The organism is Niameybacter sp., from assembly GCF_036655075.1.
Classification (GTDB): Bacteria; Bacillota; Clostridia; order Lachnospirales; family Cellulosilyticaceae; genus Holtiella.
Window position 1 is genome coordinate 1 of sequence record NZ_JAVVQU010000026.1, and the last position, 13,466, is coordinate 13,466.

Genomic DNA, 13,466 nt, shown 5'->3' on the forward strand with positions numbered 1-13,466 from the left:
GGCCCATTGGTCAAGCGGTCAAGACGTCACCCTCTCACGGTGAAATCAGGAGTTCGATTCTCCTATGGGTCATATATTGAGTATTAAGGAGTTCAGCACTTAGGTGTTGGACTTTTTTCTGTTCTAGAAGATAATGATCTTATTAGATAAGGAATACAGGAGTAATTTCATCAATACAGAAAATCTAAGTGCTAGGGAGAAAGCGTATGAATATTTAGTTCATGGCACTGAAATGAAATTGTAACTAGATTTTTGTCCTAAAAAATGACATAATAAAATAGACAAAATATGAGGAGGGCTTACTATGGATTATAAACAAGGGTATAACAGATGGCTTACAGAAGAAAAAGTAGAAGATGGCTTAAAGGTTGAATTACAACAACTAACTGATGAAAAAGAGATAGAAGACAGATTTTATAAAAATCTTGAATTTGGTACAGGTGGCCTACGAGGGAAAATTGCAGCAGGTAGCAACCGTATGAACGTACATACTATAGGTAAAGCAACACAAGGACTTGCAACTTATTTATTAAAACAAAAAGCAAATCCTAGCATTGCAATTGCTTATGATTCAAGAAATATGAGTAAGGAATTTGCAGATACAGCAGCAAGTGTCCTCTCAGCAAATGGGGTTAAAGTATTCCTTTATCCTTCTTTAAGACCAACACCAATGCTTTCTTTCACTGTAAGACATTTAGAAACAGATGCAGGTATTGTAATTACGGCATCTCACAATCCTAAAATCTACAATGGATACAAAGTATATGGTAATGATGGTGGACAAATTACAGATGAAGCAGCAAAAGAAATTTTAGGTTTCATTGATGAAACAGATGTATTTGAAGGTGTTCAAACCATTGAATTAGAAGTAGCTGAAGAAAAAGGGTTACTTGAATACATTACAGAAGAAGTAGATAAAGCTTACTACAATCAAGTATCAGCTTTATCTATTCGTAAAGAACTTATTGAAGAAAAAGCTGCAGGTCTTAAAATTATTTACACACCCATTCATGGTAGTGGAAACATTCCAGTTCGTACCATGCTTGAGAAGTTAGGGTATGAGCAAGTAGAAGTTGTAAAAGAACAAGAGTTGCCAGATGGGAACTTCCCAACAGCACCATATCCAAACCCAGAAGATAAAAAAGTATTTGAACTTGCTATTGAGATGGCAAAACAAACTGAACCAGACTTAATCTTTGGAACAGACCCAGACTGTGACCGTATTGGGGTCGTAGTAAAAGAAAATGCAACAAGCTATAAAGTATTAACAGGAAACCAAGTGGGCATCTTATTAAGTGACTATATCTTAAATGCACGTCGTGAAATGGGACTTTTAAGTAACCAAGATACTATTGTGAAAACTATTGTAACTTCAGATATGGTTAAGCCTATTGCTACACATTATGGCACACAAGTCATGGATGTTTTAACTGGGTTTAAATACATTGGGGAAAAAATTAAAGAGTTTGGAGAAACTAAAACAAACAACTTCGTATTTGGTTACGAAGAGAGCTATGGTTACTTAGCTGGTGAGTTTGTACGTGATAAAGATGCTGTTATTGCAGCTGTACTCATTGCAGAAATGGCGCTTTACTACAAAGAAAAAGGCAAAAACTTATACGAAGCACTTGAAGACTTATTTAAACAATATGGCTATTATAAAGAAGATCTTATCTCTGTAGAGATGGACGGCAAAGATGGCCAAGAAAAAATTGGTGCAATCTTAACTGCACTTCGTGAAAATAGACCCGAACAAGTAAATGGAGTTAAAGTAGCAACAGTAGAAGATTATAAACTTTCTACAAGATACAACTGCTTAGCCAATACACAAGAACAAATCTTCCTACCAACTTCAAATGTTATGAAGTTCATCTTAGAAGATGGCAACTGGTTTGTTGTAAGACCGTCCGGTACAGAACCAAAAATGAAAATCTATCTTTCAGTTATCGGCAAAGATATGGCAGATGCACAAGCAACAGTTAAAAGCTTCAAAAAGCATGTTCTAGCAGTAGTTGGTGTAAACTAAAGATATAAGGAAGAACTAGGGAAACTCACTTGAGGGTGAGAGAACCTAGTTTTTTTATGTGAAAATAAAAATAAAGTATAATCGTTGACTAATTATATTATACAACATATAATATTAATAAGTTAATAATATAAGACGTTTATATAGTGACAGAAGAGGAGGTGGTGTTTGTGGCAATTCCATTAGGCGGTAGTTTATTAGATGCATGTGTACTGGCAGTTGTAAGAAAAGGGGATATATATGGCTACAGACTTACACAAGAAGTAAGAGAAGCGCTAGAGATATCTGAGTCAACTTTATACCCTGTTTTACGAAGATTGCAAAAAGAAGGCTGTTTGCATACTTATGATGAACCTTATCAGGGACGTAATAGACGTTATTATCAAATTACAGATTTAGGACATTCAAAGTATAAAGCATTTTTAGAAGAATGGACTATGTATAAGGATAAAGTGGATGGGATATTAATGGGAGGAGAAGATAATGAATAGAGAAGAGTTTTTGAGCATTCTAGAAGATAATTTGTATAAGTTACCTCAAGAAGAAAAAGACGCAGCGATGCAGTACTATACAGAGTACTTAGACGAAGCAGGTGTGGAGAATGAACGTGAGGCTATAGCAGGACTGGGCAACCCTACACAGATAGCTAAACAGCTTATGGCAGACTTTGTTGTAAAAGAGGCAGAGGTTAAACCTATGAGACCTAAACAAAGTTTTCAAGCATTTTGGATTGTCATTGTAGCTTTATTTGCAGGACCTATTGCGTTGCCACTTGCTATAGCTATTGCTGCGTTAGGGTTTGCAGCAGTGATAACGGTTTTAGCACTTATTTTTGCAGGATGTGTTATTGTGATTTCCATGTTAGGAAGTGCTTTGCTTTGTGGGATTGTAGGCATGATTTCAATATTTATACATCCAGCAACAGGTGCAGTATTTGTAGGTGTGGGATGTGTGCTTCTTGGGATAGGCATTTTAGCCGCAGTACTTATGTATGCAGTAATTGGAAAAGGTATACCAATGATTGTTAGGGGCATCAGTACCCTCTGCAGTAAAGTTAAAAGGAGGCAAGTAGCATGATGAAAAAATCTACACTTATAGCATTAGCATTGTGTTTAGTTGTTGGGGGAATAGGGATTAGTGTAGCAGGGATAGCATTAGGTGGAAAGACCTCTCTTTCTTGGGACCAGTCAGGACTAAGATTTAATAGCTGGGATGAGAATCCTATTGAGCATGATATAAGCTATAAGAGTTCTAACAAGCGCGTGTTTGATGGCATGATAGAAGAACTTAATGATTTTAGTAAGATGGATATAACCAGTGGAACAGTTGATGTGACGGTCAAAGAAGGAGAAGACTACAGCATTTGCATAGATGTAGGTTCTAAAGTAGATCTTAACTATGGAGTGAGAGGGGATACTCTTTATATTGAGCAAGAAGGGCATAGAACGGGTTGGAACTTTATCAGCCCAAATGCAAGGAAAGATTACAGTGGTAAAATCATTGTAACAGTACCACAAGATAAAAAGCTAGAAAAAGCAAACGTCATGTTAGGTGTTGGTGAAGGTTTATTTGAGAACATAGAAACAGAAAAATTCAGCTTGATGGCAGGTGTTTCTTCAACAAATATTCAAGGGCTTACAGCTGATTATGTAACCATAGAAGGTGGCGTAGGTGAATTAAATCTTGAAGGGAGCAATCTTGGAGAGGCCAAAATCACCATGGGTGTTGGCCGTGTTAAGTTAGAGACTGCACTTACAGGGGATATGGATATTGAAGGTGGAATAGGGGAGCTGGATATTATATTAGATGGGGAAGAGCAAGACTTTAACTATGAAATTTCAAGAGGTGGCGGAAGTATTAAAATCAATGACCAACGTTATAGTGGCATGGGCGATGTTGAGGTAAGAAATAAGAGTAACCAGACAATAGAGATAGAAGCTGGCCTTGGTAGTATCAATATTGAAACCAACTAAAATGAATTAAGTAATAATTAAATAAAATAAAGTAAAATATTTTATAAAATTTAAACTAGTATTTAAAGATAAAGTGAGCTATGATAAAAGTAGATATCGATTTTTAGGAAATACTCTTAAAAATGGATGATAAACAATCTAGACCCTCTTGCAAGGAGATTTCTAAGCAATGGGCAAAGGACACATAGCTACTGGATAAGTATGCCCTTTTGCGCTATTGCAGAAGGGCTTTTTGCATGTCTTAAGGAAGGAGAATACTATGGAAACAAGAGTTGGTGTAGTGGGAATTGTTATTGATGACTTAGAAAGTGCTACAATGGTAAACCAGATTTTACATGAATTTGCAGACATGATTGTTGGACGAATGGGTATCCCGTATAGGGAAAAAGGTATATGTGTCATATCGGTTATTGTAGATGGGACAGTAGATGCATTGAGTGGAATGACAGGAAAACTTGGAAAGGTTAAAGGCGTTACAGTGAAGTCTGCATTAACCAAAAAATAGCTTTTTAAATTCAAAATAGGGGGGATTAAAATGTCTTATACAAATGCAATGGAACGTGAAAAGGAATATGACGGTGTAAACTGGCATGAATGTGCCAATGAATGGTTTAAGGAAGATTATATCCAATCAGTACTAGAAGCGGCTACATATCAAGCACAAGATAAGCATTATGTGCAGTCACTTATTGAAAAAGCAGCTACAGGCGTGGGGCTTAGTCATAGAGAAGCAGCTGTGCTTATGCGAGTAGAAGACTCAGAACTTGTTGAAGAAATGGAGCATACAGCAAAATCACTTAAAGAAAAAATCTATGGTAAAAGAGTCGTGTTGTTTGCACCTTTATATGTAAGTGACTATTGTGTGAATGGATGTGAATACTGTGGCTATAAACATAGTAATTGTGAGCTAGAGCGGAAGAAGCTTACAATGGAAGAATTAGAAAGAGAAGTCAAAGCGTTAGAAGAACTTGGACACAAACGTATTGCATTAGAACTTGGAGAAGACCCTATTAATAACCCTATTGAGTATGTACTAGAGTGTATAGATACTATTTATAAGATGAAGTTTAAGAATGGACAAATTAGACGAATCAATGTCAATATTGCTGCAACTACTATTGAGGACTATAAAAAGTTAAAGGAAGCAGATATTGGAACCTATATTTTATTCCAAGAAACATATCATAAGCCAACATATGAAAGGGTTCACCCTAATGGGCCAAAACATAACTATAGTTATCATACATCTGCTTTCCATAGAGCGATGTTAGGTGGTATTGATGATGTAGGATTTGGTGTATTATATGGTCTATACGACTATAAATACGAAACAATTGCTATGCTCATGCATGCCGAAAAGTTAGAAGAAGATATGGGAGTAGGACCACATACTATTTCTGTGCCACGAATCAGACCAGCTGAAAATGTTGAGACAAGTCAATACCCTGGTGTAGATGACAAGGCGTTTAAACACATCATTACAGTACTTCGATTAGCCGTGCCTTATACAGGTTTGATTATCTCTACGCGAGAAGATGGAAAGTTGAGAGAAGAAGCTTTAGAACTTGGGATTTCACAGATGAGTGCCGGTTCTTGCACAGCAGTAGGTGGGTATCAAACACCTCATCATAAACCACAATTTGAGGTAGAAGACCATAGAACACCTCAAGAAGTCATCAAAGATTTGTTGCAAAGAGGCTACATTCCAAGCTACTGTACAGCTTGCTATAGGCAAGGGCGTACAGGGGACCGTTTTATGCAGTTTGCAAAGAGTGGAGAAATCGGTAGCATCTGCACACCGAATGCTCTACTGACCCTAAACGAATATTTAAATGACTATGGAGATGAAACCCTTCAACAAATAGGTAAGAAAGTCATCTGGGAACAACTTGAGACAATGGAAAATGAGACAGCGCGCACAAAGGCTAAAGAGTGGATTAAGCGTATTGATGCAGGGGAACGTGACTTTAGATTTTAAGAGGGAGGAGTACTATGCAACAAACACCAAAAGGCAATCAACTTCATATAGGACTGTTTGGCAAACGTAATGCAGGAAAGTCTACGTTAATGAACCGGCTCTTGGGACAAGATTTATCTATCGTTTCTCCAATTGCTGGGACAACAACGGATATTGTGCATAAGAGCAAAGAGTGGCATCCGCTGGGGCCTGTGATATTTGTTGATACCCCGGGGCTAGATGATGAAGGTGAACTGGGGAAATTGAGGGTGCAGAAGGCATTTGAAACACTGCAACAAATAGATCTTGTGTTATGGGTGAGCCAGGAGCCAGAACTTGAGGAAGCAGCAAAGCAAATTTTAGAAAAACTTAAGGGCAGGGATATTCCTTATATCATGGTATACAATATCCACGAAGAGCACCACGAGTGGCTGCAAGAACAAGAAGAAAAAAAAGAAGAATCACTAGCTTATATACCGATAAATGCTCAGAATGGGCAGGGGATGGAGCAATTAAAACGCGCAATAACTCAAACATTATCACAAAAGAATGAGAAGAAATGCATAGGTGATAAGGTACAGGTAGGAGAAGTGATCATGCTGGTCATGCCACAAGACTTACAAGCGCCGAAGGGGAGACTAATCTTGCCACAAGTACAGATTTTAAGAGAACTCTTGGATGCTCATGCCATTCCTATCCTAACGACAAAAGAGACGTTGAAAGAGACATTGGCAGCTTTACACAAACCACCGAGTCTCATGATTACAGATTCTCAAATCTTCAAAGAGGTTTATGAGATATGCCCGAATGGTGTACGACTTACTTCCTTTTCTATACTAATGGCAAGACAAAAGGGAGACTTAAATCAATATATAGAAGGTGCCAGGGCTATTAGTAGGCTTAAAAAAGGCGACCATATTTTGATCGCTGAGAGCTGTACCCATAATCCTCTACACGGAGATATTGCACGTCATAAGATTCCTCGGGCAATCACTAAGAAAATAACAGAAGGGGTGGTATTTGAAAATATATGTGGGAATAGCTTTCCAGAAGATTTAGCTAAGTATAGCTTGATTATTCAATGTGGAGGATGTATGCATACACCAAGGCAAGTGCAAGCAAGAATTGAAAAGGCACAAGCTACGCAATGCCCCATTACAAATTTTGGTGTAGCCTTAGCCTATTTAGCGGGTATATTGGAGAAAATATGGATTCCTAGTTAATACAGAATAAAAGAGGGTGAAAAAAGGCAATATATATTGTTGGATTTATATCACAATGTATAAGTATAAGTATTTCTTATAAGTAAGATAAAAAATAGTAATTATACTTATAGATAGATTTATAGTATGATAAAGACAAGAACAGCTTAGGAGGTATGTGGAACATGGTTAGTGCAATTGTAGGTGGTAACTGGGGTGACGAAGGAAAAGGTAAAGTAACAGACTTATTAGCAGGAGATGCAGATATTATTATCCGTTTCCAAGGTGGAGCTAATGCAGGACATACAATTATCAATGAATACGGAAAGTTTGCTTTACATCTTTTACCATCAGGGGTGTTTAGAAAAGATGTAGTGAATGTTATTGGACAAGGGGTGGCTCTTGACCTTAGCAAATTATTTGATGAATTAGATGGCCTTACAAGTCGTGGCGTACCAATGCCAAACATTCTTGTATCTGATCGTGCACAGATTTTAATGCCATATCATGTACTTTTTGATCAATTAGAAGAAGATAGATTAGGTGCTAAAAGCTTTGGTTCAACAAAATCAGGGATTGCACCATTTTACTCAGACAAATACTTGAAAATTGGTGTGCAAGTAGGCGAAATGTTTGATAATGAAATTTTGATGGAACGTTTAGAAAAAGTATGTGAAATCAAAAATGAAATGATTAAAGCACTTTATAAAGATGCAGCTTTACTTGAGCCACAAGCAATCTTTAATGAAGTGATTCAATATCGTGAACGTCTTCAACCAATGGTAACTAATATTGCATACTATTTAAATGATGCAATGAAAGCAGGTAAGAATATTTTACTTGAAGGCCAACTTGGAGCATTAAAGGATACAGATAACGGAATCTATCCTTATGTAACATCTTCATCACCACTTGCAGGATTTGCAACAGTAGGGGCAAGTATTCCGCCACATGCAATTACTAAAATTGTAACTGTTGTTAAGTCATACTCTTCAGCAGTAGGGGCTGGAGCTTTTGTAAGTGAAATCTTTGGAGAAGAAGCAGAAGAACTTAGAAAACGTGGTGGTGACTGTGGCGAGTACGGTGCTACAACAGGCCGTCCACGTCGTATGGGTTGGTTTGATGTAGTTGCTACAAAATATGGTTGCATGCTTCATGGTACAACAGATGTAGCCCTATCTCTTCTTGATGTATTAGGTTACTTAGATAAAATACCAGTATGTACTGGTTATGAAATTGATGGGGTTGTATCAGACGTATTCCCATGTACACCACAGCTTAATAAAGCTAAACCAGTTTTAACTTATTTAGATGGATGGAAGTGTGACGTAAGTGGCATTAGAAACTACGAAGACCTTCCAGAAAATGCTAGAAAATATGTAGAGTTTGTAGAAGAAAAATTAGGTTACCCAGTAACTATGGTTTCTAATGGTCCAAAACGTGAAGACATTATTATGAGAAATGTCAAATAACTAGACAGTATTATTTGTAAAGCATGCTATAAAGTGAAAAGGTATGAGGCTATCCTTAGGGGGATAGCCTCATTTTTGTATATAGAAAATTTATGGGAAAAATATTTTCAATATATAATATTGACTTCTGGGTCTGTTTGTAACAAAATATAAATAGACCTGTAGGTTTGAAAGTTAGAAAAGAGGTAAATATCTATGAAACGTGAAGAGCAAAATGAAAAAAGTCGTAATCGTATTTTACAAGCAGCTTTAAAAGAATATGGTTCGAAAAATTTTAGTGAAACATCTATCAATACGATTTGTAAAGAAAATGGTATATCTAAAGGATTAATTTATCATTATTTTGAAAATGTAGATCAACTTTTTTTAGCCTGTGTAGATGAGTGTTTTACACAAATGTATGAGTATTTAGAAGAAAAGGTCCATATAGTCCCAAATGATAAAACAGCTACACTAGATTGCTTTTTTAAGGAAAGATGTGCTTTCTTTAGCAGCAAACCAGAGCTTGCTCATGTTTTTAGTATTGCTTTGTTTCAAGTACCGCCACATTTGAAAAATGAAGTTAGGCAGAGAAAAGCTAAATTAGATAAGTTTAATAGAAATTTAATAGGAAAATTATTAAATCTTATTGAGCTTAGAGAAGGGGTTACAATAGAAGAGGCAGTAGAATACATCATGAGCTTTAGCGAATTTTATAATAACTCTTTTAATGAGCTGGAATTAGTAGGGTATACAGAGAAAGAGCGTTTAGACCTTCATGAGGCGCGATTACTCAAAGCTATTGATTTATTAATCTATGGAATTGGAAAATAGGAGATGTTAGAGATGATGGATTTAGCGAGGTTTATCATAGTTATAGGCATTGCATTTGGTGTAGGAAAACTTGTAACGAAAATAAAAATGCCAGCTATATTAGGATGGCTAGTGACAGGAATGATTTTAGGGCCACATGCTGTGGGGTTGCTCACAGAAGGGATGATGGAGCAAAGGTGGTATGAAATGACCATGCACATCTTAGAATGTGCAGTGGGTATTTTAATCGGAAGTGAGTTAGTATGGAATAAGATAAAAAAGTCAGGTAAACAAATTGTAGTCATTACTTTAACGCAATCATTAGGAACATTTCTAGTGGTCTCAGCAGTATTTGGGATACTCTTTTACTTTATGAATATCCCACTATACTTAGCTGCTATATTTGGTGGTATTGCATTGGCAACGGCACCCGCACCGGCTTTATCTATTGTAAATGAATATAAGACAGATGGACCAGTTACAAAAACACTTATTCCTATGGCGGCATTAGATGATTTAGTAGGTGTTACAGTCTTCTTTTCTGTTATAGGCATTGTAGCAGCTAATATTTCTACACAAAAGTTACCGAGTTATATGATTCTACTAGTTATCTTATTACCACTTATAGTTGGAATTGGAGTAGGCCTCCTAGGGGGAATTGTACTGAAAAAAGATAGGTCTAAGATACCCACATTAATTTTAACCTGTCTTATGATTTTAGTGGCAACAGCTATAGGCTTTGCAATAAATGAATTTGTATTTCAAAGACCAGTATTGAATTTTATGTTGATAGGGATGGCTTTTACAGCAACTTTTGCCAACATGATTTCGGAGGAACGTTTAGAAGCTATTTTGAAAGCTTTTCAACCTGTATTAGGAATAAGTTTGATTATCGTTATTCTGAATTTAGGTGCACCACTTGATTATCATCTTATATTTGGTGCAGGTATTTTTACTGCTATTTATATTTTAGCGCGTGCAGCAGGAAAGATAGGCGGGGCTAAACTCGGGGGCAAGATGATGAAAGCACCAGAGACCGTGCAAAAATATCTTGGATTTACACTTTTACCACATTCAGGGGTATCTCTTGTTTTTACAGGTATTGCTGTTTCAATTTTAAGTGGGCCAGCACCAGAATGTGCTCAGATTATTCAAGGAACGATAGCAGCAGCGGCAGTTATTAATGAGGTGATTGCTGTTTTTGTAGCAAGGCAAGCTTTCAAATGGGCAGGTGAAATGGATAAACTTAAAAACTAAGATTATTTTAGCTCTTAAATTTTGTAGAATAGAAGAATGTGAATAGATTAGTAAGAAATTACAAACTGGAAAAAAATTTACTTGGCTAGACTTTTCCAGTAAAATTTTGGTATACTATAATTGAAACTAAAAAAGAGAAAACTACAAAGAAATAAGAGATGAAAATAATGAAATATATAGACTTAACGTTAACTGTTAGAAAAACAAACAAGGCCTATCAATGGGCACAATCTCAATTAAAAAAAGAAATCGTAATGGGTCATGTAGGTACACATTTTGATGTCTATGATAGATCCAATATCCCACTTGAATATATGCAAACAAGGGGTGTACTCTTAGATGTAAGCCATGTCAAAGGAAGAGAAATTACAAGTGATGATGTGGATTTGGATTATGTAAAACCAGGAGACTTTGTACTCATTCGCACAGGCGCAATAGAAAGACATCCTTATGGAAGTGGTCTATATTTTAGAGAGGGGCCTATTCTCGCTTGGGACTTAATTGAAGAACTCATTGATTCTAGAGTGAGCTTTATTGGCTTAGATGCATCGGATATAAGACGTGCACAAGAGCATGTAGAAGCTGAAAAAATGTGTGAAGCTAAAGGCATTTACGTTGTTGAAAATCTTAAAAATCTAGATAAGATTAAGCCAGATGTTGTATGTAAAATGCTGACTATGTGGCAAGATGACATAGAAGCAACAGGTGTTAGATGTCGTGTAGTGGCAGTACAACCAGAAGATGATGAAGAATAATAGATTAATCCATTATAGCTTATTTAAAGTAACTCAAAGGGAGGACTTTAAATAAGCTTTTTTGCCTGGAAAATTTATTAAACAACGTTATAGAGTTCTTCTTGTTGGGTTATATAAGAAGAGACTAAGCCTTGAGGGTCATCTAGCAAAGCGTTAAGAAACCCTTCATAAATAAGATTAAGATCAGAGTGGGTTCTAAAGTCTTTGGCAGTTGTAAGAATAGGTTTTTTATCAAAGTGTATAATATCTGCTTTGCTTAATATGTAAGACACAAATTGAGAACAAAAGTAACTATGTTTAGGTTCGATTTTAATATGGAATAGCCTGCCTATAACGCCTAGAATATTATATTTATATTTTGTGGGTTCATTTAGGAACGGAGATAGAACGTCTAGCAGTTTAGTGTATTGAGTGTCACTAATGGTGAGTTCATACATTTGGCACTCTGTCTTTGGAAAAGCAGCAACCCATTTAACATAATCTTCTTCTTTAAAGCCACCAATAAAAGGATTACGAACTTTTTTTCGACTAAAGCTATAGCCGCAAGTAAAGTCATCGTTAAAAAGTAAAGAAACATGAGCATAGGGTTCATGGGTATAGCGCTTAATAAGATAACAAAAAACACTTTCGGTTTTTGTAAGCATGATATAGATTGTTTTCATAGATATCCCCTTAAAAGTAATGTAGAAAGTGTGAAGAAAGTATAAAGATAGTATAAAGGAAAAATGTTGAAAGTTCAAATACTAGACGTATATTTGAAAGGAAATAAAAGTTTTTTGCTAGATAAACTGTGTAGAAAAATAAAATAAATCTTTCTGAATTACTGCACAATAATGCTTGATTACACTATTGTATATGGTAAAATATAGTAATAACCTAAGGTTTAAACAAGAGTTGAAAGGGGTGAAGTATTTGAAGGATTACAAAAAGAAAATGGCGTGGCTAGTAGTACTTTGCATGATCATGAACATCTTGGTAGGCAATCCGTATAGCATGACTTTGCAAGCAAGAGAAAACAAGTTAGTAAATGGTAGTGTAAATGTAGATGGGGATGGCTCGGAATGGTCAGGACTCGTGCAGCAAGGCATAGCTAAGAAGGTAGGAGAAGGTCCTGTACATAATTTTGGAACCGTTACCACAACAGCAGGTGCCTTGTATTTGGCAACAGATGGGGCGGACTTATACTACTATGTGGAAGCCCAAGTCCCAGATTGGGGCGAATGGGGAATGAGTTTAGACTTGGGGCTCTATGTAGAGGGGCAATCAGGTGGACAAAGTAAGCCAGCATGGAGTAGAACATATGAATTTGCAATGGAGAAAACCCCTCAATATCACATTATGGTACAAAATAGGGGCAGTAATGGGGTAGCACAAGCTCAATTAGGTACAACAGGAAAATCTATTGATTTAGCGGGACAAACACAAGTAGATAGCTCTAAAGGCTATGAAGGAAAGGTCAAACTTTCTGATTTAGGCATTACAGACTCTACAAATATTTATGTTATGGCAGTGATAACGGGGAATCAGGATGATCTACAGCTTTTAATGTAATTCCTGAAAGTAGTAAGAATGAATTAGCAACCGATTACAGTGCCAACCCACCTAAGCAATTAGGAGAATATACAGAGCGTTTTGAAGTGGAGTTTGAAAAACCAGCTATTCCGGAATACATAAGTCCAGAAGTAGATATGGGCATGAAGTCACTTTTAGGTACTATGAGGATGGGAATACACAGCCTGTACGCGTAGCAGGTTCATTTAATAGTTGGGGAAATAGTAAGGATACGCTTATTAATAATGAGTATGGTGTAGGAGAAATGACGCTAGAACTTGAAGCAGGTAGACATGAGTATAAGTTTATTGTTGGAGAGAATAGCTGGAAACAAGATCCTAAGAATTTACCTTAAGAAGGGGATAACAGTATTGTAATTGTTTCGGGGATAGATGTAGGGAGTGGTCCAGAAAGTATTGTGAAAGATGTACCATTGGTTTTACCTATGATGGGAACGGTTTATGACCAAGATGAGGTTAAA

General features: G+C 36.5%; 14 protein-coding genes and 1 tRNA gene. 14 read left to right on the forward strand and 1 reads right to left on the reverse strand.

Annotation, left to right across the window (positions count from 1 at the left end):
- The 12 genes from RRY75_RS08550 to RRY75_RS08605 all read left to right on the forward strand — a co-directional run bounded on the left by RRY75_RS08550 (position 1) and on the right by RRY75_RS08605 (position 11,434).
- Positions 1–72: transfer RNA gene (locus tag RRY75_RS08550), tRNA-Glu, on the forward strand.
- A 232-nt stretch (positions 73–304) separates the two neighbouring features.
- Positions 305–2,026 carry a phospho-sugar mutase gene (locus RRY75_RS08555; protein WP_332494240.1) on the forward strand — a complete coding sequence of 574 codons (1,722 nt, stop codon included), beginning with the start codon at positions 305–307 and terminating at the stop codon, positions 2,024–2,026.
- Between the two features lie 170 nt (positions 2,027–2,196).
- Positions 2,197–2,517, forward strand: coding sequence for a PadR family transcriptional regulator (locus RRY75_RS08560; RefSeq protein ID WP_332494238.1), 321 nt, complete (start codon positions 2,197–2,199; stop codon positions 2,515–2,517).
- Positions 2,510–3,103: a DUF1700 domain-containing protein gene (locus RRY75_RS08565; protein ID WP_332494236.1), complete on the forward strand. Its 594-nt coding sequence runs from the start codon at positions 2,510–2,512 to the stop codon at positions 3,101–3,103. The genes RRY75_RS08560 and RRY75_RS08565 overlap by 8 nt, the downstream gene beginning before the upstream one ends.
- A complete protein-coding gene (locus RRY75_RS08570; RefSeq protein WP_332527344.1) occupies positions 3,100–3,999 on the forward strand; it encodes a DUF4097 family beta strand repeat-containing protein in 900 nt (299 codons plus the stop codon). The genes RRY75_RS08565 and RRY75_RS08570 overlap by 4 nt, the downstream gene beginning before the upstream one ends.
- 259 nt (positions 4,000–4,258) lie before the next feature.
- Positions 4,259–4,504 (forward strand): TM1266 family iron-only hydrogenase system putative regulator, encoded by a 246-nt coding sequence (locus tag RRY75_RS08575; protein ID WP_332494230.1) that lies wholly within the window; start codon positions 4,259–4,261, stop codon positions 4,502–4,504.
- A gap of 48 nt (positions 4,505–4,552) precedes the next feature.
- Entirely contained in the window at positions 4,553–5,977 is a 1,425-nt protein-coding gene (gene hydG, locus RRY75_RS08580) for a [FeFe] hydrogenase H-cluster radical SAM maturase HydG (protein ID WP_442935418.1), read from the forward strand.
- 14 nt (positions 5,978–5,991) lie between these two features.
- Complete coding sequence (gene hydF, locus RRY75_RS08585; protein WP_332494226.1) at positions 5,992–7,179, forward strand: [FeFe] hydrogenase H-cluster maturation GTPase HydF; 1,188 nt, start codon at positions 5,992–5,994, stop codon at positions 7,177–7,179.
- 164 nt (positions 7,180–7,343) lie between these two features.
- Positions 7,344–8,630, forward strand: coding sequence for an adenylosuccinate synthase (locus RRY75_RS08590; RefSeq protein ID WP_332527345.1), 1,287 nt, complete (start codon positions 7,344–7,346; stop codon positions 8,628–8,630).
- A 195-nt stretch (positions 8,631–8,825) separates the two neighbouring features.
- Positions 8,826–9,443: a TetR/AcrR family transcriptional regulator gene (locus tag RRY75_RS08595; RefSeq protein WP_332493048.1), complete on the forward strand. Its 618-nt coding sequence runs from the start codon at positions 8,826–8,828 to the stop codon at positions 9,441–9,443.
- A 12-nt stretch (positions 9,444–9,455) separates the two neighbouring features.
- Positions 9,456–10,679, forward strand: a complete 1,224-nt coding sequence (locus RRY75_RS08600; RefSeq protein WP_332493049.1) for a cation:proton antiporter — start codon at positions 9,456–9,458, stop codon at positions 10,677–10,679.
- Positions 10,680–10,846: 167 nt separating this feature from the next.
- Positions 10,847–11,434: a cyclase family protein gene (locus tag RRY75_RS08605; RefSeq protein WP_332493050.1), complete on the forward strand. Its 588-nt coding sequence runs from the start codon at positions 10,847–10,849 to the stop codon at positions 11,432–11,434.
- Positions 11,435–11,511: 77 nt separating this feature from the next.
- On the opposite strand, the gene RRY75_RS08610 is transcribed toward RRY75_RS08605, so the two are convergent.
- Complete coding sequence (locus RRY75_RS08610) at positions 11,512–12,096, reverse strand: hypothetical protein (protein ID WP_332493051.1); 585 nt, start codon at positions 12,094–12,096, stop codon at positions 11,512–11,514.
- Positions 12,097–12,346: 250 nt separating this feature from the next.
- Here RRY75_RS08610 and RRY75_RS08615 point away from each other — a divergent pair, with 250 nt between their 5' ends.
- Positions 12,347–12,985, forward strand: coding sequence for a hypothetical protein (locus tag RRY75_RS08615; RefSeq protein ID WP_332716382.1), 639 nt, complete (start codon positions 12,347–12,349; stop codon positions 12,983–12,985).
- Between the two features lie 115 nt (positions 12,986–13,100).
- A complete protein-coding gene (locus RRY75_RS08620; protein WP_332493081.1) occupies positions 13,101–13,340 on the forward strand; it encodes a glycogen-binding domain-containing protein in 240 nt (79 codons plus the stop codon).
- The last annotated feature ends 126 nt before the right edge of the window (positions 13,341–13,466 follow it).

Excerpts from the sequence above, each read along its gene's own strand:
- RRY75_RS08555 (WP_332494240.1), top strand. The coding sequence starts at position 305 with ATGGATTATAAACAAGGGTATAACAGATGGCTTACAGAAGAAAAAGTA.
- RRY75_RS08600 (WP_332493049.1), top strand. The coding sequence starts at position 9,456 with ATGATGGATTTAGCGAGGTTTATCATAGTTATAGGCATTGCATTTGGT.
- RRY75_RS08595 (WP_332493048.1), top strand. The coding sequence starts at position 8,826 with ATGAAACGTGAAGAGCAAAATGAAAAAAGTCGTAATCGTATTTTACAA.
- RRY75_RS08575 (WP_332494230.1), top strand. The coding sequence starts at position 4,259 with ATGGAAACAAGAGTTGGTGTAGTGGGAATTGTTATTGATGACTTAGAA.
- hydG (WP_442935418.1), top strand. The coding sequence starts at position 4,553 with ATGGAACGTGAAAAGGAATATGACGGTGTAAACTGGCATGAATGTGCC.
- RRY75_RS08570 (WP_332527344.1), top strand. The coding sequence starts at position 3,100 with ATGATGAAAAAATCTACACTTATAGCATTAGCATTGTGTTTAGTTGTT.
- RRY75_RS08590 (WP_332527345.1), top strand. The coding sequence starts at position 7,344 with ATGGTTAGTGCAATTGTAGGTGGTAACTGGGGTGACGAAGGAAAAGGT.
- hydF (WP_332494226.1), top strand. The coding sequence starts at position 5,992 with ATGCAACAAACACCAAAAGGCAATCAACTTCATATAGGACTGTTTGGC.
- RRY75_RS08565 (WP_332494236.1), top strand. The coding sequence starts at position 2,510 with ATGAATAGAGAAGAGTTTTTGAGCATTCTAGAAGATAATTTGTATAAG.
- RRY75_RS08610 (WP_332493051.1), bottom strand. The coding sequence starts at position 12,096 with ATGAAAACAATCTATATCATGCTTACAAAAACCGAAAGTGTTTTTTGT.
- RRY75_RS08605 (WP_332493050.1), top strand. The coding sequence starts at position 10,847 with ATGAAATATATAGACTTAACGTTAACTGTTAGAAAAACAAACAAGGCC.